15 protein-coding genes are annotated in these 21,808 nt (G+C 65.1%); 3 read left to right on the forward strand and 12 right to left on the reverse strand.

Annotated elements, in window-relative coordinates; translation table 11 throughout:
* Nucleotides 1-105: 105 nt before the first annotated feature.
* The 8 genes from ABIB24_RS22505 to ABIB24_RS22540 form a co-directional block, all read right to left on the reverse strand.
* Nucleotides 106-858 carry a WecB/TagA/CpsF family glycosyltransferase gene (locus ABIB24_RS22505; protein WP_274078871.1) on the reverse strand — a complete coding sequence of 251 codons (753 nt, stop codon included), beginning with the start codon at nt 856-858 and terminating at the stop codon, nt 106-108.
* Nucleotides 858-2,045: a glycosyltransferase family 2 protein gene (locus ABIB24_RS22510; protein ID WP_274078870.1), complete on the reverse strand. Its 1,188-nt coding sequence runs from the start codon at nt 2,043-2,045 to the stop codon at nt 858-860. The genes ABIB24_RS22505 and ABIB24_RS22510 overlap by 1 nt, the downstream gene beginning before the upstream one ends.
* Nucleotides 2,042-3,244, reverse strand: coding sequence for a glycosyltransferase (locus ABIB24_RS22515; protein ID WP_025339013.1), 1,203 nt, complete (start codon nt 3,242-3,244; stop codon nt 2,042-2,044). Before ABIB24_RS22515 ends, ABIB24_RS22510 begins: the two co-directional genes overlap by 4 nt.
* 60 nt (nt 3,245-3,304) lie before the next feature.
* Nucleotides 3,305-4,309 carry a VirK/YbjX family protein gene (locus tag ABIB24_RS22520; RefSeq protein ID WP_354317261.1) on the reverse strand — a complete coding sequence of 335 codons (1,005 nt, stop codon included), beginning with the start codon at nt 4,307-4,309 and terminating at the stop codon, nt 3,305-3,307.
* A gap of 9 nt (nt 4,310-4,318) precedes the next feature.
* Complete coding sequence (locus ABIB24_RS22525; RefSeq protein ID WP_354317263.1) at nt 4,319-5,296, reverse strand: glycosyltransferase family 2 protein; 978 nt, start codon at nt 5,294-5,296, stop codon at nt 4,319-4,321.
* A gap of 5 nt (nt 5,297-5,301) precedes the next feature.
* Complete coding sequence (locus tag ABIB24_RS22530) at nt 5,302-5,826, reverse strand: serine O-acetyltransferase (protein ID WP_025339010.1); 525 nt, start codon at nt 5,824-5,826, stop codon at nt 5,302-5,304.
* Nucleotides 5,827-5,834: 8 nt separating this feature from the next.
* Nucleotides 5,835-6,791, reverse strand: a complete 957-nt coding sequence (locus ABIB24_RS22535) for a glycosyltransferase family 2 protein (protein WP_289514896.1) — start codon at nt 6,789-6,791, stop codon at nt 5,835-5,837.
* 67 nt (nt 6,792-6,858) lie between these two features.
* The gene (locus tag ABIB24_RS22540) at nt 6,859-8,313 is read right to left on the reverse strand and encodes an FAD-dependent oxidoreductase (protein ID WP_354317264.1); all 1,455 of its coding nucleotides are present in this window, start codon (nt 8,311-8,313) and stop codon (nt 6,859-6,861) included.
* Between the two features lie 376 nt (nt 8,314-8,689).
* On the opposite strand from ABIB24_RS22540, the gene ABIB24_RS22545 reads away from it, so the two are divergent.
* From ABIB24_RS22545 to galE, 3 genes are all read left to right on the forward strand, one after another.
* Entirely contained in the window at nt 8,690-10,216 is a 1,527-nt protein-coding gene (locus ABIB24_RS22545; protein ID WP_274120527.1) for an O-antigen ligase family protein, read from the forward strand.
* A 5-nt stretch (nt 10,217-10,221) separates the two neighbouring features.
* A complete protein-coding gene (locus ABIB24_RS22550; RefSeq protein WP_354317266.1) occupies nt 10,222-12,837 on the forward strand; it encodes a cellulase family glycosylhydrolase in 2,616 nt (871 codons plus the stop codon).
* 79 nt (nt 12,838-12,916) lie between these two features.
* Nucleotides 12,917-13,891, forward strand: a complete 975-nt coding sequence (gene galE, locus ABIB24_RS22555) for a UDP-glucose 4-epimerase GalE (protein ID WP_289514900.1) — start codon at nt 12,917-12,919, stop codon at nt 13,889-13,891.
* A gap of 1,004 nt (nt 13,892-14,895) precedes the next feature.
* Here galE and ABIB24_RS22560 read toward each other — a convergent pair.
* The 4 genes from ABIB24_RS22560 to ABIB24_RS22575 are packed head-to-tail and all read right to left on the reverse strand — an operon-like array spanning nt 14,896 to nt 21,795.
* A complete protein-coding gene (locus ABIB24_RS22560; protein WP_137163854.1) occupies nt 14,896-16,536 on the reverse strand; it encodes a fatty acid--CoA ligase in 1,641 nt (546 codons plus the stop codon).
* Nucleotides 16,537-16,547: 11 nt separating this feature from the next.
* Complete coding sequence (locus tag ABIB24_RS22565) at nt 16,548-18,326, reverse strand: acyl-CoA dehydrogenase C-terminal domain-containing protein (protein ID WP_274078861.1); 1,779 nt, start codon at nt 18,324-18,326, stop codon at nt 16,548-16,550.
* Nucleotides 18,319-20,784, reverse strand: coding sequence for an efflux RND transporter permease subunit (locus ABIB24_RS22570; RefSeq protein ID WP_274078860.1), 2,466 nt, complete (start codon nt 20,782-20,784; stop codon nt 18,319-18,321). Before ABIB24_RS22570 ends, ABIB24_RS22565 begins: the two co-directional genes overlap by 8 nt.
* Nucleotides 20,785-20,799: 15 nt before the next feature.
* Nucleotides 20,800-21,795 (reverse strand): WD40/YVTN/BNR-like repeat-containing protein, encoded by a 996-nt coding sequence (locus ABIB24_RS22575; protein WP_137163851.1) that lies wholly within the window; start codon nt 21,793-21,795, stop codon nt 20,800-20,802.
* Nucleotides 21,796-21,808 lie beyond the last annotated feature (13 nt).

Genomic DNA, 21,808 nt, shown 5'->3' on the forward strand with positions numbered 1-21,808 from the left:
CTTGACAACGGCTCATGCAAAGCCCGTGAAGCGAAATCCTGCAGCCCCAACCCATTGATCTCACTGTAGCAGCCAGCCGCCATCAGTGTGCGCGGATTGTGCCGCTCATACGGGGTGTCTGGCCGCCCCTCCGTCGCGGCGGTACAGCAAGGTACGCAGCAAGAACAACGGGTTGCCCACCACATAACGCATGAACAAACGCTTCGGCTCGCGCAACAGCCGGTACAGCCACTCCCCGCCCAACTGCCGCAACCACTCGGGCGCCCGGCTGACCTTGCCGCCGAGAAAATCCAGGATCGCGCCGCCGCACACGATCAGGCACGGCCCGCCAGTTGCTGCCAGCCTTGCCGCCACAACCTCCTGCCTGGGCATGCCCATGCCCAGCACGATCAGCTCCGGTTGTTGCTCCCTGGCCAGTTGCAGGTAGGCATCGACGCTGGCAAAGCCATCGTGGACCGACACCGGCACCACCCCGAACATAGCTGCGCTGCGCTGCACGGCCTGGTCCAGGTAAGGTTGCCGGGTGCCCCAGAACGCGACCCGCCGCCCACGGTAGGCAGCCAGGAGCCGAGGAATAAAGTCGGTACCATTCATGTTGAGGCCCGGTTCAAGCCCCAGCCGGCGATACAGGATCGCCATGCCGGAACCGTCGCGCAGCAGCACGTCGGCCACCGACAATGCCTGGTGGCAGGCGCCATCGCGAACCACCAGGTTCATTGCATGGGCATTGACGAAGCCCAGCACGGTCGCGGCTTCCGGGGCGCTCAGCCTGTCCAGCAGGCGCTGCGCGGCAGTGGCATCCGCCACCACTTCGAGCTTGCCGACGAGGGTGCTCCAGCGTTTCTGCCACTCAGCCATCAGCCTTCATCCCGTTTTGAACGTACCCATTCAACCTGGCGCTTGATCAGGAACCGCAGATACAACGGGGCCTTTCTTGCGGCGTAAAACGGCGCGTACAGCAGCACGGAAAACGGGATCAATTCGCGACAGAAGCGCGCCCAGGCCAGTGCGACGGCAAGGCCGAGCAATGCCAGTGCGCAAAGGGCGATCCAGGCAGGTGCCGCCAGGCCGAACAGCAGGTACCCCAGCCAGGCCACCAGGTTGAGCCCGAGCAGGCTCAGCACCAGCAACGCCAGGGGCGGCACCAGCAGGTCCAGGGTCATGGCCAGCAAGCTGCCGTTACGCTGGGTGACTGCGGCCAGCGCACGCCTGGGCGCATCGGCCAGCATCAGGCTCAGGTGCCCATGCTCCCAGCGGGTGCGCTGGCTACCCAGGCCTTGCTGGCTGGCAGGGAACCGGCTGCTGACCACGGCCTCGGGGCAGAACACTGGCGGCTTGCCCTGCTGGCACAGGTCCAGGCCCAGTTTCACATCCTCCACCAGATGCCCGTTGGCCAGGTCGATCAAGGCCAGGTCACGCCAGCCGAACGCCATGCCGGCGCCCATCAACTGGCAAGGCAGGCCCAACCGTGCCCAACCACGCGGGCGCACCAGGTTCTTGACCCGCCAGGCGAACTCGGCAACCTGCACTGCCAGCCCGGCCCCTGCCGGTGCATGCATCAGGTACAGCGCCTGCACCGGGCGAGCGACCTCACGGTAGCGCCGCGCCAGGTGCTCGATCGCCCCCTCGCCCACTTGGCAGTCGGCATCCACCACGATCACCACCTCGGGCGGCTGGCTGGCCAGGTGGCGCACGCCAAAGTCCAGGGCATAGCCCTTGCCGCGCAACCGCGCATCGCGGCGCTCAACCACTTCGGCACCGGCCTCGCGCGCCAGTTGCGCGGTGTCGTCAGTGCAGTTGTCCGCCACCACCAGCAAGCGGTCGCCAGGCCGCAACTGCGGGGCAATGCTCGCCAGCGTGGCGCCGATCAACGAAGCCTCGTCATGGGCTGGCACCAGCACGGCCACCTGCGGACGAGCGTTGTTGCCCAACGGCTGCGCGCGCGCTGGCAGGCAAGCCATCAGCACCTGCACCAACAGCAGCAGCACCGGCAACAGGGCGATGGCCGCCAGCGTGCCCAATGACCAAGCCAATACACTCATCATGCGGATGCCTTGAAATAGCTGGCCAGCCTGGCCGCCTCGGTATCGATGTCATGCCGTTGCAGCACACGCTGGCGGGCTGCCTCGCCCATGCGCTGCAGCGCTTCGGCAGGTTGCGCCAGGCAGTCGGCCATGGCCGCCGCCAGCTCGTCCACGGCGCCAGCAGGGAACAACCAGCCGTTCTCGCCCGGCCGCACCAGCTCGGGAATGCCTGCCACATAGGTGGTCAGCACTGGCCGGCGCAAGGCCATGGCTTCCATGATCACCACCGGCAACCCCTCGGCAAAACTGGGCAGCACCAGCGCACGCGCCGCAAGGATTTCCTCGCGCACCTGTGCGCTGCTGAGCCAGCCGGTGATGCGCACCTGCTGCTTCAAGCCGTGCCGGGCAATCAACGCCTCGATCTGCCCACGCATTTCACCGTCGCCGGCCAGCACCAGCTCGAAGGCGATCGACCGGGCGGCCAGTACCCGCGCGGCCTCGATCAACAGCAACTGGCCTTTCTGTTCGCACAGGCGGCCGACGCACACCAGGCGTGGCGCCGTGGGCACGCCGACCGGCGCCACCTCATGGAAGCTGCGCTCGAGGCCGCAATGCACCACCTTCACCTTGGCCCAGTGGTCGTGTGCCACCCAGCGAAACAACTGGCTGCGCCCGTACGAGCTGACCGCCGCGACAAATGCGGCACGCCGCACCTTCTCGCCCATGTGCAGGAACTGCGGTTTGTCGAACTCTTCCGGCCCGTGCACGGTAAAGCTGTAGGCTGGCCCGCCCAGCACGTTGGCCAGCATCACCACCTCGGTGGAATTGGTGCCGAAATGCGCATGCACATGTTTTGCCTCGCCAGCCTGCAACCACTGCAGTACCTGGCAGGCCTCGGCCAGGTAGACCAGGTGGTAGGGCCAGGCGCGGTCGGCCCGCAGGCCAAGGCGCATGGCCAGCCAAAGCGCCTGGAAGAACCGGCGCGGCTGTGCGCGCAGCACTTGCCAGGCCGGTGCCAGCAAGCCCTTGATGCCACGTTGCAGCACATAGCGGGTCCTGGCCTGTTCGCTCGAGTCCTCGGCATCCTGCAACTCGGCGTCCCACCCGCGCAGGGCAATACGCTGCACCTCTACCCCCTGGCGCTCCAGCGCCAGGATCTCGCGGCGGATGAAACTGTGGCTGACCTTCGGGTACTGGTTAATGAAATAAGCAATGCGCATAGGAATCCAGATCAAGACCCGCGTAATGAACCTTCAGGCCTGCCGTGGCAGGGCCGGCCGTTACTTCAGGCTGTCGATTACCGGCGGCCGGCGCCCCGCCGATGCCACCTCGTCAGGTGCATCCTCCTGTTTCCCTTGTAGCCCAAGGTTGTGACCGCTGCCTGGCAACGTGGCCTGCAAGCGGGTGAAAACATCGTCGAGCAACGCCTGGCGGCGGCGGTACATCGCCCGTTTCTTCGCCGGAATGTCCTGTTCCGCCCGCTGTACCGCGGCCAGCGGGAGGGCGAAGAAATCCGCATACTTCGACGCAGTAGCGCCGTGCTCCAGCCAGATCACGTCATAATTGGCCGCCAGGTCCTGGCCTTTGTCGTTGCCAAAATACGCGTGCCGATGGTGGCGGCAGGCGTCACTGACGGCATACAGGTGCGCCACGCCCAGGGTCCTGGCCAGGCACTTCAATGCCTCGAGCAACAGGCTGCGTGGGCGCAACCCTTCGAAGTCCTTGGTCAGGTCGCGGTAGATGGCCAATGAGGTTTCGCTGTCGACACCCTTGTGGATGCCCTGCACGGCACCGATGAACAGGCAAAGCTCGCCCTGGCTGCGGCACAGGCTGAACGCCAGGGATGCCACGCGCAGGTCGCCCTGGAACAGGTTCAATACCAACTCGCCTTCGCGCTTGAACCAGATCGGCCGGTCCAGCACCAGGCGGCAGCCCGGCGAATGGCTGGACAGCTCGCTCAGCGTCAGGCTTTCGTCCCGCCCCAGCAGCAACAGTGCCGGAAACTGCCCGGCAAGCACTTCGAAGTGCGAAGCCAGCACCTCCAGGCGCTGCGGGGCTTCCCAACATTTGCTGAGGTAAGGCCACTGCACGACACCGATGCAATCCACCCCCAGCCGCTGCAAACCTTGCGGGCCCAGCGTCGCCGTCATGCGCTGCAGGAACGTATTCAGCTCAGGCCATTGCCTGGCAATCTGCAGCGTCAACTTGCGCTTGTTGTTCAGCGCCCGCAACGAGTAGCCGGGGTGCAAGGTAAACACGCTTTTCACGATCGTGCCGAGCATCATGGGCCCCTCTCACTTGTACTCGATCAACGTCGATTTGCCGGCCGCGATGCGGTGGCGCAAGAACTTCAGTTGCCCGAGCATTTCCGGGAACTTGCCCAATACCAGGAACACCGCCTGTAGCCAGTTCTCCCGCACCGACTTACCACCACGCCGGGCCAGGCGTACGGCCTGCAGCGGGTACACCAGCAGCAACAGCAGGCTCCAGCCGCCCAGCAGCAGGCAGGCCAGCACGGTCACCACGGGGATGCCCAGGCCCCAGAGCCAGGCCCGGCGCGATTCGCGCAGCCAGTGCCGCTCGGGCGGCTGACCATGCAGGTATGCCCCTTCGGCATAGGCGTGGCCAGCGCGCAGGCTACGCCGCCACCATTGGCTGAAACGGGTCATGGCGGCGTCGTGCAGGGTCATCTCGGCGTCCAGGCGCCAGACTTTCCAGCCCTTTGCCCGCAGGCGCACGCACAGTTCGGGTTCTTCTCCGGCAATCAGCTCGGGGCGAAAGCCGCCGACCGCGGCGAACGCATCTACCCGCATCAGGGCATCGCCACCGCAGGCCTTGGCCTCGCCGATGGGGGTGTCCCACTCCAGGTCGCACAACAGGTTGTACACCGACCGCTGCGGGAAACGCTCGCGTCGGCGGCCACACACCACTGCCACGTCGGGATGGTCGTCGAGAAACGCCTGCGCCGCGGGCAGCCAGCCGCTATCCACCTCGCAATCGCCATCGACGAACTGCACCAGTTGCATCGACGGCAGCCGCCGCTGCAAGGCGAAAAAGCCTTCGTTACGGGCGCGTGCGGCGGTAAACGGGGTGCCCAGGTCCAGCGCCAGTACCTCTACCCCCAGGCTGCGGGCCAAGTGCAGTGAACCATCGGTGGAGCCCGAATCGACGTACATGACTTTGTCCGCCCCCTGCTGCAGCGAAATCAGGCAACGTTCCAGGCGCTGGCCTTCGTTGCGGCCAATCACCACCACACCGATCCTGCTCGCCATGGGCCTCACTCGACGGGCGCCGTGGCGGCCGGTTGCCTGGCCTTGATGATGGCCGGCACCCCCACCGCCAGCGAATTGTCCGGCACATCCACCAGCACAACGGCATTGGCACCGATGATCACGTCGTTGCCGATACGGATGCTACCGAGCACCTTGGCCCCGGTGCCGATATCGACGTTGTTGCCGAACACCGGTGCAATCGGCTCGTTGACGTTCTTCAGGCCCACCACCACCCCATTGCGGATGCGGCAGTCATCGCCAAAGCGGGCATAGCCGCTGATGACGATGCCGCCGAAATGGTCGATGACGAAGTTGCGGCCGATCACCACCTCGCACGGCAGCTCCACACCCGTGATGATCTGCACGAACTTGAACAGGACCTTGTAGATGAGCGAAAACAGCTTGCGCAGCAGTGCCGGGCGCACCCCATAGCGCCAGCGGCCGAAGCGGTACACCAGCAGTACCCAGAAGCCCTGGGCGCCCCAGTCGCCACCGTGGGCACGCAGGTCGGCACGAATATTCTCGAACATGGCTCCACCTACCTTGTCGGTTGGCTGGCGTACCGGGTCTTGAACAACAAAGACCAGGTCGCCCGGCAGTGACGCCAGCAGGCCTGTATCGCGCCCCGGCCGCGTCGTTTCAACAGCGCCTTGAGTGCCAGCACCAGGTCGCCCAAGGTGACCAGCAGCATGTGCAGGGCCAGACCCGCCAGCCCGTGATGCTTGCGGAAGTACAGCAGCTCGCTTTCGATCTGGTATGACGAAATCTGCCGGCTGGCCGCCTCAAGTTCGGCCACCGATCTGGAGCTTTCCCCACCGATGTGCACCACCGTGGTATGCGGGTAGAACACCACCTTCCAGCCGGCCGCCTTCACCCGCTTGCAGTGGTCGACCTCTTCGTAATAAAGAAAGTAGCGCGGGTCGAACAGGCCCACCTGGTCGAGCACTTCGCGGCGCACCAGGTAGAAGCAGCCAGGCAGCCAGTCGCACTCGCGGACCGAAGCGTGGTCCCAGTTCATTTCGTCGACCATCTTCAGGCCGGGGAACAAGCGCCCCAGCCCGGTACGCCCGACGAACACGTTGAGCGGTGTGGGGAAGTAGCGGCAACTGGGCTGCAGGTCGCCGTCGCGGCCCTCCAGGCGCACCCCCAGCACCCCGCACTCCGGGTGGGCTTCCATGTAGTCGAGGGTTTTCTGCAGGGAATCGGCGGCGACGAAAGCATCGGTGTTCAGCAGCAAGGCGTACTTGCCCTTCAGGTGCGCCAGCAGCTGGTTGTTGGCCCGGCCGAACCCCACATTCTGCTTGTTGCTCAGCAGCAGCGCCTGCGGGCACACCTCGGCCATGCGCTGCAGCGAGTCATCGACCGAGGCATTGTCCACCACCAGGTAGCTGGCCAGCCGTTCGCTGTCGGCCCGGCGCAGGGCATCGAACATCGGCTGCAGCAGCCCGGCCGTGTTGAAGTTGACCACCATGACGTCCACAGGTTTGCTAGCCATTGTTGCCATCCCTCGAAGAAGTCCCCGCGCCTTTGCAGCATCAGCACAACATTCGTCACACCGCGGCCTATCTAGCCGCGCTCATCCTGGCATCGAGGTGGTCGGCCAGGCGTACCGCAAACTGCAGCAGCGGCATGGTCGGGTTGGAGGCCCCGCCCGTGGCAAAGATGCTGCTGCCGGCGATGTAAAGGTTTTCGGTACCGAACACCCTGCAGTTGGTATCGACAACACCGAACTGCGCCGACGACGCCATGCGCGTGGTACCCATGTGGTGGGCATGTGGCGACAGCTTCAGCGGTATCGAGGTGTCATAAACGAAGTCATTGAGCTTGATGAAGCCCAGGTTCATGTCCGCCCACTGCTTGGCCAGTTCGCTGCCAATGCACTTGATGGTGTGCCGGTCATCAGCGCTCAGGGCCCAGTTGACATTGACCTTGGCCACGCCCAGTGCGTCCTTCTCGTCCAGCAGCGAAATGCGGCTGCGCAGGTTGGGGAACTGCTCGATCATGGTGCTGATGACACCGTCACCGGGGCAACTGAACTTGGTCACGAAGGCGATCTTGCTGGCTACCCCCATGTCGCAGGCCAGGTTCTCCAGAAAATGCTTCACCTCGGCAGTACGACCATAGGTTTGTACATCGGCCAGCAAGGCGGCCCTGACATTGCCTTTACCTGCCTTGTATTCATCAACGAAGGCGTCGGTGGTGTAGTACTCGCGCGGCTCGGGGGGCAGCCCCGACTTGAGGATGAAGGAGCCAAGGTCAATGTTCAGATGCTCCATGAAACACCGGCCGACCAGCCCGTCCTTGCTCACGACACCCGCCGCCAGCAACGACTCGCTGTTGAGCAGTTGCCGGGCATTCTCGATGGCACCGGTGGCCAGCACGAAGTTTCTCGCAACCAGGCGCTGGCGATTGCACGCATAATCGGACAGTACGACTGCGGCCAGGTGGCCGGAGGCCTGGTCGAACTCCAGGTTCACGCAATTGCAGTTGATGAACACGTCCAGGCCTTGGGTCTGCTCCAGGGCCGTGGCGTACTTTTGCGCAAAACGCGTGGGTGGACTGAGCAGAAAGCGGTCTGGCTCGAATTCTCCGCCGTCGAGGCCAGCATTCAACGCGTGAAAATCCGACCCGGGCGGCAGGTCGACGATATCCATGGCAGCAGGCAGGTAGCCTGCAATCTCCGAATAAGGAATGGGCCAGCCAGGCAAGTCGCCAATGGGGGGAACGGCGAAGTCCGAGGGGCTGAACGGCCGGCAACGGCCGGCCCAATGGTTGGATGTGCCGCCCAGGTAACGCAGGCGAGCCTCCCCGGCGTACAGCTCCAGGCCAGTGGATGCACAGGCGTACAAGGCTTGCGAGTTCGCCGAATATTCACGCCCGCCACCTTCGGCAAGCAGTACGCTCCAGCCGGCTGCAGCCAGGCGCAGCCCCAGGGTGATGCCCGCGGGGCCGGCACCGATGATGCAGACATCGTAACTGTCGCGCAGGGCCTTCTGCTGCTGATAATCCTTGATCATGGGTGTTCGTTCCGGAAGTAGCGAGACGGCAATACCCAGCCGTTGATCACCACGAACCCGGGCCTGCCGGCAGGTTGGCTGGCGGCGGCGGGCGTAGCAGCGAACACCAAACCACCAACCCCCAGCAACACGCAACTCTGGAGAAATCCTCTACGGCCCGTTTGCGCAGTGCAAAAAGTAAGCTTCCCCATGACACAGTGACCTGCACCTTTGAAAGATTTACCCGACAAGCCGCATTACTACCGCCAGTCCCCGGGGCCAGCGTCACAATCGACGGCATGACGTCGATCTCTGACCGATTGGCTAAAAGGTCACTATAGTTTCAATCAGCCACGATGCTAGCCGTTGCCCACCGACGCAAAGGTGCACATAGCCAATGCCTGAACATTTTCGTGCGTTGATCGTCATCCTGTTTCTGGCGAGCGTGGTCTTCCTGCTGGCGCGGCGGCCTGCCACCGACCTGATCCCGCTCAGCGACTTCAAGCGCCGGCGCAACCTGTGGTTCCTGCTTACCCTGCTGGCGTTCTTCTCGCACAGCTTCTGGCTGTACCTGGGGGCTGGCGCCGTCATCCTGTACATCGCCGGGCGCCGCGAACACAACCCCATGGCGCTGTTCTACATGCTGCTGTTCCTGGTCCCGCCGGCTTCGGTGCAGGTGCCCGGGTTTGGCGTGGTCAATTACCTGGTCGACCTCAACCATATCCGCCTGCTGACCCTGTGCGTGCTGCTGCCGGCGGCACTGGCCCTGCGCCGGCAGGGCGACACCCTGCGCTTCGGCCGCACCTGGCCCGACAGGCTGTTGGCGGCCGGCCTGCTGCTGATGAGCGTGCTGTACCTGCGCGAAACCACCCTGACCGACACCCTGCGCCAGACGCTGTACCTGTATGTCGACGTGCTACTGCCGTATTACGTGGCCAGCCGTGGCCTGCGCCAGATCAGCGACTTCAAGGACACCCTGCTGGCCTTCGTGCTTGCCTCCTTCGTCCTGGCCCTGATCGGCGTGGCCGAGTACGTGCGCCACTGGCTGCTGTACAGCGCCCTGGTCGACGCCATGGGCGTGCCGTGGAGCATGTCCGGCTACCTGAGCCGTGGTGGTTCGCTGCGCGCCAGCGTCACCACCGGGCAGGCGATTGCCCTGGGCTATGTGATGAGCGTGGCCATCGGCCTGTTCCTGTTCGTCCAGGGTTACGTGCGCCGCCCCCTGCAGCGGGCGCTGGGCGCCCTGCTGCTGGCCGCCGGGCTGTTCGCGCCACTGTCCCGTGGCCCGTGGATCGGCGCCGTGGTCATCGTGGTGGTGTTCATCGCCCTGGGCAAAGGTGCGGTCAGGCGCCTGGCGCTGCTCGCCGCGGCCGGCGTGCTGGCCCTGCCCTTGCTGACCATCGTGCCCGGTGGCGACAAGGTACTGGACATGCTGCCGTTCATTGGCAACCTCGAGAAAGAGAACATCACCTACCGCGCAAGGCTGATGGACAACTCGTGGATCGTCATCCAGCGCAACCCGCTTTTCGGCTCGTTCGACTTCCGCAACACCCCGGAAATGCAATCGATGATCCAGGGTGAAGGCATCATCGACATCGTCAACACCTACATCAACCTTGCGCTGCGGGTAGGGCTGGTCGGGCTTGGCCTGTTCGTGGCGTTCTTCGCCACCGTACTGCACGGCATCCGCAAGGCCATGCGCAGTTTCCCCGACAAGGACGACGAACAACGCCAGCTCGGCCGGGCATTGCTGGCGACACTGATCGGCATCCTGGTGATCATCTTCACCGTCAGCAGCATCACCTTCATCCCGGTGGTGTACTGGACTGTCGCCGGGCTGGGCGTGGCCTACATCCAGATGGTCCGCAGGCTGCACAACAGCCAGGCCATCGCGCTGGCCGACCCCGGCCTTCAACCAAGGTGACACTTATGAGTCTGTTCCCCCTGCGCAGCCGGGGTTTTCAAACCCTGCTGCGTGTTTCGGCCATTGCCGGCCTGGCTTTGCTGCCGCTCACCAGCTGGGCATCAGCGTGGCAAGTCAGTGTCGATGAACAGAACGGGCTGCCCATGGTGACCCGCGGCGGTGGGCCGGTGATGAAAGCCAAGTTCGACTTCTGGGCGGCCAACTGGAGCTGGACCGGTTTCTCCACCACGTTCAAGGTCAATGGCCCCTACCACTACACGCTGCAGGGCAAGAACAAGGAGCTGGACTTCGACCTCACGGCGGATATCCGCAAGGAGCAGGCGCAAACCCTGAGCTGGGCCTTCGACCTCGACGCCCACAGCCGCCAGGCCGGGGTGATGGGCGGCGGCATGGTGTTCGAGTTCGACCCTGCGCAAATTGCCGGGGACATGGGCGCACCGCAGTTGCTGCCCGGCAACCGTGGCTGGTCATGGGGCAAGGCTGACCAAGGCCGGCGCATCGAAATGCGCTTCGACCCACCGCTGGCCAAGGTGTATTTCGAGCGCGGCAACCCGTCCGAACTGCGTGCGTTCATCTACAGCGACCCGATCAACGCCGGTCGGCAGCAGATCAAGGCAGTGCTGAACATCACCGGCGACATCGACCTGGGACCCACCCCCAGCGAACGCTTCGGCCTGGCCGACCCCGCCGGTTGGCCCGACGACCAACTGGACTGGCGCACCTCGCCAGTGGACCTTTCATTCCTCAACGCTGCGGAAAAGCCTGCCGGCAAGCACGGCTTCGTCAAGGCTGTTGGCGAGCAATTGATGTTCGAAAACAACACCCCGGTGCGCTTCTGGGGCACCAACCTGTCCGCCTATTCGCTGTTCAAGAGCCCCGACGAAGAAATCCGCCAACAGGCCAAGCGCCTGTCGGCACTGGGTTTCAACCTGGTGCGTCTGCACCATCACGATTCGCCCTGGGTCAGCCCGAACGTGTTTGGCGACGGCACCCTGGTGCGCGATACCCAGCAGCTCAGTGCCGAATCGCTGCGCAAGCTCGACCTGTGGATCAACGCGATCAAGGACGAGGGCATCTATATCTGGCTGGACCTGCACGTGCAGCGGGCGCTTACCGCCAATGACAACATCGATGACTTCAAGGAACTGGCCAAGGGCGAGAACCACGTCGACCTGAAGGGTTACGCCTATATGAACCAAAGCATCCAACAGGCGATGAAGCGCTTTGCCGAGCAGTACCTGACCCATGTGAACGAATACACCGGCCTGGCCTACAAGGACGACCCGGCCATCGCTGCCGTATTGCTCACCAATGAGAACGACCTCACCCAGCATTATGGCAACGCCCTGATGCCGAACAAGGATGTGCCGCACCACAGCGAGCGCTACATGAAAGCTGCCAAAGCCTTCGCCAAACAATACGACCTGCCCACCGACCTCACCTGGCGCGCCTGGGAGCATGGCCCTTCGAAGCTGTTTCTCAACGACCTGGAACAGCGCTTCAACGCCGACATGATCAGCCACCTGCGCGGCCTCGGCGTGAAAGTACCGATTGCCACCACCAGTACCTGGGGCGGCAATGGCCTGAGCGCGCTGCCGGCACTGACCGCAGGCGATGTCATCGATGCCCATGCCTACGGTGCCAATGGCCAACTGGAGAAGAACCCGTTGACCAGCGACGGCATGATCGACTGGCTCGCCGCCGCCCAGGTAGTCGGCAAGCCGCTGACCGTCTCCGAGTGGAACGCCGAACCCTTCCCGCTGCCCGACCGCCACTCACTGCCGCTGTACGTGGCCGGCACCGCCGCCCACCAGGGCTGGGACGCCATGCTGCAGTACGCCTACAGCCAGCAGGCCTTCAACCCAGGCTGGCGCACGGCGGACAACTGGCACGCGTACAACGACCCGGCGATGATCGCCACCCTGCCCGCTGCCGCCCTGCTCTATCGCCGCGCGGACGTGAAGCCGGCCACTACCCGCTATGTGTTCGCGCCGACACCCGCCACCCTGTACAACCAGGAGATCACCCCGCGCACTTCAGCGCTGCTGCGCACGGCCATGGAAAAGGGCCAACTGCAGATCGCCCTGCCACAGACGCCGGAGTTGCCCTGGCTGAAGCCCGCCGCCATCCCTGCCGGCGCGCAGGTACTGCAGGACCCGGGGCAGTCCTTGCTGCCAGCCGACGCCACGCAAGCGCTCAGCGACACGGGCGAGCTCAAGCGCAACTGGCAACAGGGCATCTATACCATCGACACACCCCTGACCCAGGCCGCCACTGGCTGGCTGGGAGGTCGCTCGATCAGCCTGGGCGCCATCCAGGTGCAAGCACGAACGCCGTACGCCAGCGTCGTGGTGCAAAGCCTGGACGGCAAGCCCCTGGGCCAGTCACGCGAACTGCTGCTGTCGCTGGGTACCCGTGCCGTGCCCAAGGCCGATTACAAGACGCCGTTCAACGTCGAGCCGCTTGCCGGCACCTTGAGCATCAAGGCGCCTGCTGGCCTGAAACTGTTCGCCCGGGACGCGCAGGCACAGTTGAAACCGTTGCCGATGGCTTACCAGGATGGGCACTACAGCATCACGTTCGACGGCAAGTACATGTCCAACTGGCTGTTCTTGAAATAGGGTATATGGCCATCTACCCTCACCACAGACCTGTAGCTGAAAAGCGCGGCTGTACAACAGCAGAGTCCGGGAGGCATGGATGAAGTTTCTGGTTGTCGGTGGCGCAGGCTACATTGGCTCGCACATGGTCAAGCACTTGCTCGTTGCGGGCCATGAGGTGGTGGTGGCGGACCTGGTATCGCCCGGCCCCGGCGTCCAGTGGGTGAAACTGGACATCGCCGACGAACCCGCCCTGGATGTGCTGTTCGGGGTTTGCCGTTTCGACGCCGTGTTCCACTTTGCCTCGTTCATTCAGGTGGGCGAGTCGGTCAGCGTGCCCGGCAAGTATTACCAGAACAATGTCGCGGCCACCCTTTCCCTCCTGCAGGCCATGGTGAATGCCGGTATCAGGCACCTGGTGTTTTCTTCCAGCGCGGCCGTTTACGGCAACCCGCAGTACGTGCCGATCGACGAAACGCATGCCAAGGGGCCGATCAACCCGTACGGGTTGAGCAAATGGATGGTCGAGCAGATTCTCGAGGACTTCGACCGGGCCTACGGCTTGAAGTCGGTATGCCTGCGTTACTTCAACGCAGCCGGCGCAGACCCGCAAGGCCAGCTGGGAGAGCGCCATGACCCGGAAACCCACCTGATTCCGCTGATTCTGCAGGCCGCTTCGGGTCGGCGTGATGCGGTAACGGTATTTGGCCGCGACTACGACACGCCGGATGGTACCTGCATACGCGACTATGTACATGTGGCCGACCTGGCGGCGGCCCATGCGCTGGCGGTGGATTACCTGCTGGCGGGTGGCGAGCGAACCGCGTTCAACCTGGGCAATGGGCTGGGCTTTTCGGTGCAGCAGGTGATCGATACGGCCCGGGCGGTGACCGGCCGGCAGATCAGCACCCTTGATGCCCCCCGCCGCCCCGGCGACCCGCCCCGGTTGGTGGCGGATGCCGGCAAGGCCATGCGCATGCTCGGCTGGCGGCCGGAGTTTGCCACGCTGGAATCGATTGTGCGGCATGCGTGGCAGTGGGAGTTGCAGTACCCCTGGGCTCAGCGCCAAAGCTGAGATTGTGGGGCTCGCTACCCAGCTGAAGGAATGCGCCCTACCTGTGGGCATGCCCGCGAACACCGGCCTAGCCGGTGCCACCCACCGCGTCGCCTGCTTCGCGGGCATGCCCGCTCCCACAGGGTGCCCACCAGCTGAAGGAATGCGCTGTACCTGTGGGAGCGGGTTTACCCGCGAACACCGGCGCAGCCGGTGCCATCCACCGCGTCGCCTGCTTCGCGGGCATGCCCGCTCCCACAAGCACCCCACCAGCTGAAGGAATGCGCTGTACCTGTGGGAGCGGGCGCGCCCGCGAACACCGGCGCAGCCGGTGCCACCCACCGCGTCGCCTGCTTCGCGGGTGAACCCGCTCCCACAGGGCCCCCACCAGCTGAAGGAATGCGCCATACCTGTGGGAGCGGGCGCGCCCGCGAACACCGGCGTAGCCGGTGCCATCCACCGCGTCGCCTGCTTCGCGGGCATGCCCGCTCCCACAAGAACCCCACCAGCTGAAGGAATGCGCTGTACCTGTGGGAGCGGGTTTACCCGCGAACACCGGCGCAGCCGGTGCCCCCCACCGCGTCGCCTGCTTCGCGGGCATGCCCGCTCCCACAAGCCCCCCATCAGCTGAAGGAGTGCGCCGTACCTGTAGGAGCGGGCGCGCCCGCGAACACCGGCGCAGCCGGTGCCATCCACCGCGTCGCCTGCTTCGCGGGCATGCCCGCTCCCACAGGGACCTCACCGGCTGAAGGAATGTGCCGTACCTGTGGGAGCGGGTTTACCCGCGAACACCGGCGTAGCCGGTGCCACCCACCGCGTCGCCTGCTTCGCGGGCGCGCCCGCGAACACCGGCGTAGCCGGTGCCATCCACCGCGTCGCCTGCTTCGCGGGCATGCCCGCTCCCACAGGGCCCCCATCAGCTGAAGGAATGTGCTGTACCTGTGGGAGCGGGTTTACCCGCGAACACCGGCGCAGCCGGTGCCAGCCGGCTCCCACAGGTGCCCATCAGCCGGTGCTGCCAGCATTCAGAGAAATGCCTGCCGGATTCGCTTCTTATCGATCTTGCCAACGCTGGTCTTGGGGATCTCGTCCACGCAACGCAACTGCCGTGGTATCGCCCATTTGTTCAGGTGCCCGCTGTCGACATACGGCTGCAGATGCCCGGCCAATCCCGCCTGGTCGAACTGCATGCCGTCACAACAGACTACCAAGGCCAACGGTTGCTCACCCCACTGCGGGTCCGGGATGCCGATCACCGCCACCGATGCAACAGCCGGGTGCTGGCTGATCAGGTTTTCCAGCGCCACCGAGCTGACCCACTCGCCTCCGGTCTTGATCACATCCTTGATCCGGTCACGAATACGCACCACACCCGCCGGGTCGATGCAGGCCAGGTCGCCGGTATGCATCCAGCCCCCCAGCCACAACGCGGCACCCTGCTCCGGTTCATGCAGGTAGCCCTGGGTCAGCCACGGTGCACGCACCACGATTTCACCCAGGCTTTCGCCGTCACGGGGCACATCAATGCCTTCAGCGTCGACGATGCGCAGGTCCACCAGGGCAATCGGCACGCCGGCATCGATTCGCAGCGGCAGCTGTTGCGCCATGGGCAGTGCCAGCAGCTCGGCGCTCAGGTGGGTGATGCTGAGCAGCGGGCAGCTTTCCGACATGCCGTAACCACAATGCACGCTGATGCCGCGCTCGCTGGCACGCTGCGCCAGGCCCAGGGTCAGGGCGCTGCCGCCCAGCAGCATCTTCCAACCGCTCAGGTCGGCGCGGCGCCCTTCTTCGCTGTCGAGCATCATCTGCAGCACCGTGGGCACGCAATGGGAGAACGTCACGCCCTCGTCACGGTACAGCCGAACCAGGCGGTTGGGCTCGTAGCGCCCGGGGTAGACCTGCTTGATACCCAGCGCCGTGGCCACATAGGGCACGCCCCAGGCATGCACGTGGAACATCGGCGTGATGGGCATGTACACGTCGCCGCTACGCAGCAGCGGCACCTCGCCGCAGGCAGCCAGGGTGCCCTGCTCGACCAGGGTATGCAGCACCAGTTGCCGATGGCTGAAGTACACGCCCTTGGGGTTGCCGGTGGTACCGCTGGTGTAGAACAGCGTGGCCAGTGAGTGCTCGTCGAAATCGGCGAAGTCGAATTGCGGCTCGGCAGCCGCCAGCAGTTGTTCGTACTCACCCAGCAGCGGCACATCTTGCGTTGCGGGGTCGCCTTCGCCGAGGCGAATGAAACCCTCCACCGTCGGCAAGTCATCGCGCAATTGCGCCATCAACGGCAGGAAATCGTCATGTACCAGGACCAGGCAGTCCTCGGCATGGTTCATGGTGTAGCGCACCTGCTCGGTGGACAGCCGTACGTTCACCGTGTGCAGCACCGCACCCAGCATCGGCACGGCAAAGAAGCACTCCAGCGCCCGGTGGCTGTCCCAGTCGAGCAAGGCCACGGTGTCGCCAGGCTTGACCCCGGCGGCGGTCAGCACATTGGCCAGCCGCTGAATGCGTTCGAGCAGCGTGGTGTAGGTGTAGCGCAGCTTGTCGGCGTAGACGATTTCCTGGTTGGGCTGGTAGCGCACGCCCGACAGCAGCAGGCGCTTGATCAGCAGCGGATAGGCGTAGGCCTGCTCGGCCGCGGGCATGACGCGAGTGGTGATCATGTCGGCGGCCTTCACAGTTGCCCGGCCTCGAGCAGATACAGGCTGTCGCTACCGGCCCTGACGCTAGCACTCAGCGAATGAATGCGTGGTAGCAGGCGGGCAAAGTAGAACCGCGCGGTGCCCAGCTTGCTCAGGTGGAGCGGCTCAGGGGCCGCATGGCACTGGCATACCACGGCCATGCGTGCCCACAGGTAGGCGTAGAAGGTGTAGCCAAATACCTGCAGGTACTCCACCGCCGCCGCGCCAAGCTCGCGCGGGTTGCCCTGGGCGCGGTCGAGCACCCAGGCGGTCAGCTCGTCGAGGTTGCGCACGGCAGCCAGCAGCGGCGCGCCGAACTCGGCGCACGCCGCGGGCAGCGTCTCGGCAAAGGCGGTAATTTCGTCGGACACGCTGCGATAGGCCTGGCCGCCATCGGCAAACAGTTTGCGCCCCACCAGGTCGAGGGCCTGGATGCCGTTGGTGCCTTCGTAGATCTGGGTGATGCGGCAGTCGCGGATCAACTGCTCCTGGCCCCACTCGCGGATATAGCCGTGGCCGCCCAGCACCTGCTGGCCGTGCACGGTGGTTTCCAGCCCCATGTCGGTGAGGAAGGCCTTGGCCACCGGTGTGAGCAACGCCACCCTGGCCTCGGCCTGGGCGCGTGCGACCGGGGCCTCGCTGTATTTGGCCAGGTCCAGCTGCAGTGCCACATAGGTAGAGAAGGCCCGCCCACCTTCGTTCAGCGCTTTCATGGTCAGCAGCATGCGCCGCACGTCCGGGTGGACGACGATCGGGTCAGCACCTTGCCCCGGCGCTTCGGCACCGGTCGGCGCACGGCCCTGCTGGCGGTCACGGGCGTAGGCGATGGCGCCCTGGTAGGAGCGTTCGCCCAGGGCCAGGCCTTGGATACCTACACCAAGGCGCTCGTAGTTCATCATGGTGAACATCGCGTTGAGGCCCTTGTTCGGCTCGCCGACCAGGTAGCCGATTGCACCGTCGAAGTTCATCACACAGGTGGCCGAGGCCTTGATGCCCATCTTGTGCTCGATCGACCCGCAACTCACCGCATTGGCCTCGCCCAGCACGCCGTCGGCGTCAACCAGCACCTTGGGCACCAGGAACAGCGAGATGCCCTTGGGCCCGGCTGGCGCATCCGGCAGCCGCGCCAGCACCAGGTGGATGATGTTCTCGGTCAGGTCCTGCTCACCGCCAGTGATGAAGATCTTGGTCCCGCTGATGCGATAGCGGCCATCGGCAACCGGCACGGCGCGGGTGCGAATCAGGCCCAGGTCGGTGCCAGCGTGCGGCTCGGTCAGACACATCGAACCGGTCCAGCGCCCTTGGTACATGGGCGGCAGGTACAGCGCCTTCAACGGCTCGCTGGCATGGTTGAGCAGCGCCAGGCAGGCTCCGGCCGTGAGCATCGGGTACAGGCCGAACGACAGGTTGGCGGCATTGAGCATTTCTTCGAGCTGGGCACCGATCACTTTCGGCATGCCCATGCCCCCATATTCCGGGGCACCAGCCACACCCACCCAGCCATCTGCGGCAAATGCCCGGTAGGCATCGGCGAAGCCGTCGGGGGTGTGTACCTGGCCGGCCTCCCAGCGGCAGCCCTGCTCGTCGCCACTGCGGTTGAGCGGCGCCACCACCTCGGCAATCAGCCGGCCGGCCTGTTCGAGCACGGCCCGGGCAGTGTCGCCATCGACCTGCTCGGCCAGCGCGGGCGTTTGCGCCCACCATGCCGGGATGTCAAACACTTCGTTGAACAGAAAATCCATGTCGCGCAGTGGCGGAAGGTAATCAGACATGAGGCGAACACTCGGTTTCTTGGGTTTGCGGAAGCGGCGTGGCCTGGACCTCGGCAGGCGCCGGGGCGGCCTGGCCACGCAGGAGGAAATGCGACAACGCAGGGATCAACACCAGCGCACCGAGCATGTTCCACAGGAACATGAAGGTCAGCAGCAGGCCCATGTCGGCCTGGAACTTGATCGGCGACCAGGCCCAGCCGACCACGCCGGCGGCCAGGGTAATGCCGACCAGCCCGACCACCCGGCCGGTGAAGGCCACGGCTTTCTGGTAGGCCTGGGCCAGGCTCAACCCGGCGCGCTGGTAGTGCAGTTGCACGCTGAGCAGGTACAGCGCGTAGTCCACGCCGATGCCTACGCCCAGGGCGATCACCGGCAAGGTGGCGACCTTGACGCCAATGCCCATGGCTACCATCAGCGCCTCGCACAGCACCGAGGTGAGCATCAGCGGCAGGATCGCCACCAGCGTGGCGCGCCAGCTACGGAAGGTGAACAGGCAGAACAGCGTGACCGCCAGGTACACCAGCAACAGCATGCGGTGGTTGGCCTCGCGGACCACTACGTTGGTGGCGGCCTCGATGCCGGCGCTGCCGGCGGCCAGCAGGAACTGCTGTTCGGCGCTGCTGTTGGCCTGGGCAAAACGCTCGGCCACGGCGGCCACCTGGGCCAGGGTGTCGGCGCGATGGTCCTTGAGGTAGGCGATTACCGGCATCAGCGAGCAGTCGTTGTTGAACAGCTCGGGGGCATTGACCGAGGCCTGCTGGGCGGCGTAGTTGAGCACGTCCTGGTTGCGCTGCAGGCTGTTCAGGCGCGGGTTGCCTTCGTAGGTGCCGGCGGTGATCTGGCGCACTGCGTTGGCCAGCGACACGGTGGTCTGCACACCCGGCAATTGCTGCAGCTCCCAGGCCAGGCGGTCGGCAAGGACCAGTGTCTGGTATTGCAGGCAGCCTTCCGGAGCGGTCTTGACCATGACCGCGAAGGTATCGCTGGACAGCGCGTAGTGCTGGGTGATGTAGGCGTTGTCGAGGTTGTAGCGGGAGTCGGCGCGCAGCTCGGGGGCACCGCTGTCGAGGTCGCCGATTTTCAGTTGCAGGCTGCCCCAGATGCCGAGGACGCCCAGGGCCAGGGCCACCAGCAGTGCGGCGCTGGCCCATTTGCGTTCAGTGAAGCGGTCGAGCAGGTCCCACAGCCGGCCGAAGCCGCGGTGCTGGGCTGCGCGGGCGTCGATATGCAGGGCCCGCTCGGCAGCCTTGCGGCCAACACCAACATAAGACAGCGCCACCGGCATCAGCAGCAGCGAGGTGAAGATCAGCACCGCCACGCCGATGCTGGCGGTGATCGCCAGGTCCTGGATTACCGGGATGTCGATCAGCATCAGCACGGCAAAGCCCACCGCATCGGCCAGCAACGCAGTCACCCCGGCCACGAACAGGCGGCGGAAGGTATAGCGCGCTGCCACCTGACGGTGGGTTCCACGGCCGATGTCCTGGAGGATGCCGTTCATCTTCTGCGCCGCATGGGATACGCCGATGGCAAAGATCAGGAATGGCACCAGGATCGAATACGGGTCGATGGCGTAGCCCAGCCAGGCGACGATGCCCAGCTGCCACACCACCGCGGTCAGCGAACACAGCACCACCAGCAGGGTGCTGCGTACGCAACGGGTATAGCAGTAAATGATCAGCAGACTGGTCAGCACCGCCAGGGCGAAGAACGCCATCACCTGGATCAGCCCGTCGATCAGGTCGCCCATCAGCTTGGCGAAGCCGATCACATGGATGCGGTACTGGCCGCTGGCCTGATACTGGCTGCGCAGTTGTTCGAGCTTCTGCGAGAAGGCGTGGTAGTCGAGGCCTTTGCCGGTGGCCGAATCCTGGTCGAGCAGCGGCACGACCAGCATGCTCGACTTGAAGTCGCGCGCCACCAGGCTGCCGACGATGTTGGCGCGCTCGATGTTCTGCCGCAGCTGCTCGATGTCACCCGCAGCGCCCTGGTAGCCATCGGGCATCACCGGGCCGCCCTGGAAGCCCTCCTCGGTCACCTCGGTCCAGCGCACCGCAGGGCTCCACAGCGACTTCACCCAGGCCCGGTCCACGCCCTGGCTGAGGAACAGCTCGTCGTTGATATGGCGCAGGGTCTGCAGGTAGCCCGGGTCGAAGATGTCGCCCTGGGTGTTCTCCACCACCACCCGCACCGCGTTGCCCAGGCCACGCAGTGATGGGCGGTTTTCCAGGTAGTTCTGGATGTAGGGGTGGCTCTGCGGCAGCATCTTGTCGAAACTGGGGCGCAGCTCCAGGCGGGTCAGCGCCATGTAGCCCAGCACCAGGGTCGCCAGCAGCATGCACAGCAGGAACGGCAGGCGATGGTTGAACACCAGGCGCTCCAGACAATTGCCCGAGCGTGGGTCGAAATCGTCGAGGTTGCGGATTACCGGCAGGGTGTCTTGGCGGGTAGCGGCCATCAGGGTCTTCTCTTGTTATGGGTGCAGCGTGGGGTTACCGGCCTGGTTGCGCACGCCCCGCTCGCCCACCAGTACCAGGCCGTTGCCGGTATCGGTGGCGAGCGCGGTCACCGGGCCACGGGCGCTTTGCGGCACCGGGCTGAAGCTTGCGCCATCATCCCGGCTGAGCAGCAGGTCGCCAGCCTGGCTGGCCAGCCACAGCTGGCCGTCACGGTCGACACCGGCGGCGGTGAGGCTGGTGTTCACACCCGTGCTGACCGGTTGCCATTGCCGGCCGCCATCGGTGCTGCGGTAGGCATGCCCACGCAGGCCGTAGACCAGCAGTACGCCAGGCTTGCCGACAGCACCGAACAGTGTGCCGGCGTAGGGTGTCTCGACACGGCTGAAGCGCTCACCGTCCTGCTTCAGCAGCAGGCCTTGCTCGCCGGTGATGTACAGCTCGTCACCCACCGCGGCCAGGCTGGTCAGGTGCAGGCCTTGCGGGTTATCGCTGTGGTCGAGCCAGGGCTGCCAGTGCTCGCCGCCGTCAACGGTGCGCAACAGCAGGTTGAACACGCCGACCGCATAGCCATTGCGGGCATCGCTGAACCACACGTCGAGCAAGGCATTGTCGCTACCCGTGCCCGGCAGTTGTTCGGCCAGCGCCCGGCCATCCAGCTGCTTCTGCCAGTGCACGCCGCCATCACGGCTGTGCAGCACCACGCCATCGTGGCCAACCGCCCAGCCCAGCTCGGGCGTGGCGAAGCTCACGGCATTAAGGTCGGCGCTGACCGGCACCTGAGCCTGCTGCCAGTGCGCGCCGTGGTCGTCGGAGTACAGGATGTGCCCACGCGGGCCCACAGCGACCAGGCGCTGGCCGGCCAGGGTTACATCGCGCAAGGCGCTGCTGGCGACCAGGGCGCTGGGCATGGCGGGCAGGTCCAGCACATCGGTGAAGGGCGCAGCCTGGGCCGCGCCCTGCAGCGCGGCCAAAGCCAGAACTACCACGCTGCATCGTTTGAAGACAGACATTGCCACCTCTGCT

Source organism: Pseudomonas sp. UYEF17 (assembly GCF_040546125.1).
Classification (GTDB): Bacteria; Pseudomonadota; Gammaproteobacteria; order Pseudomonadales; family Pseudomonadaceae; genus Aquipseudomonas; species Aquipseudomonas putida_Z.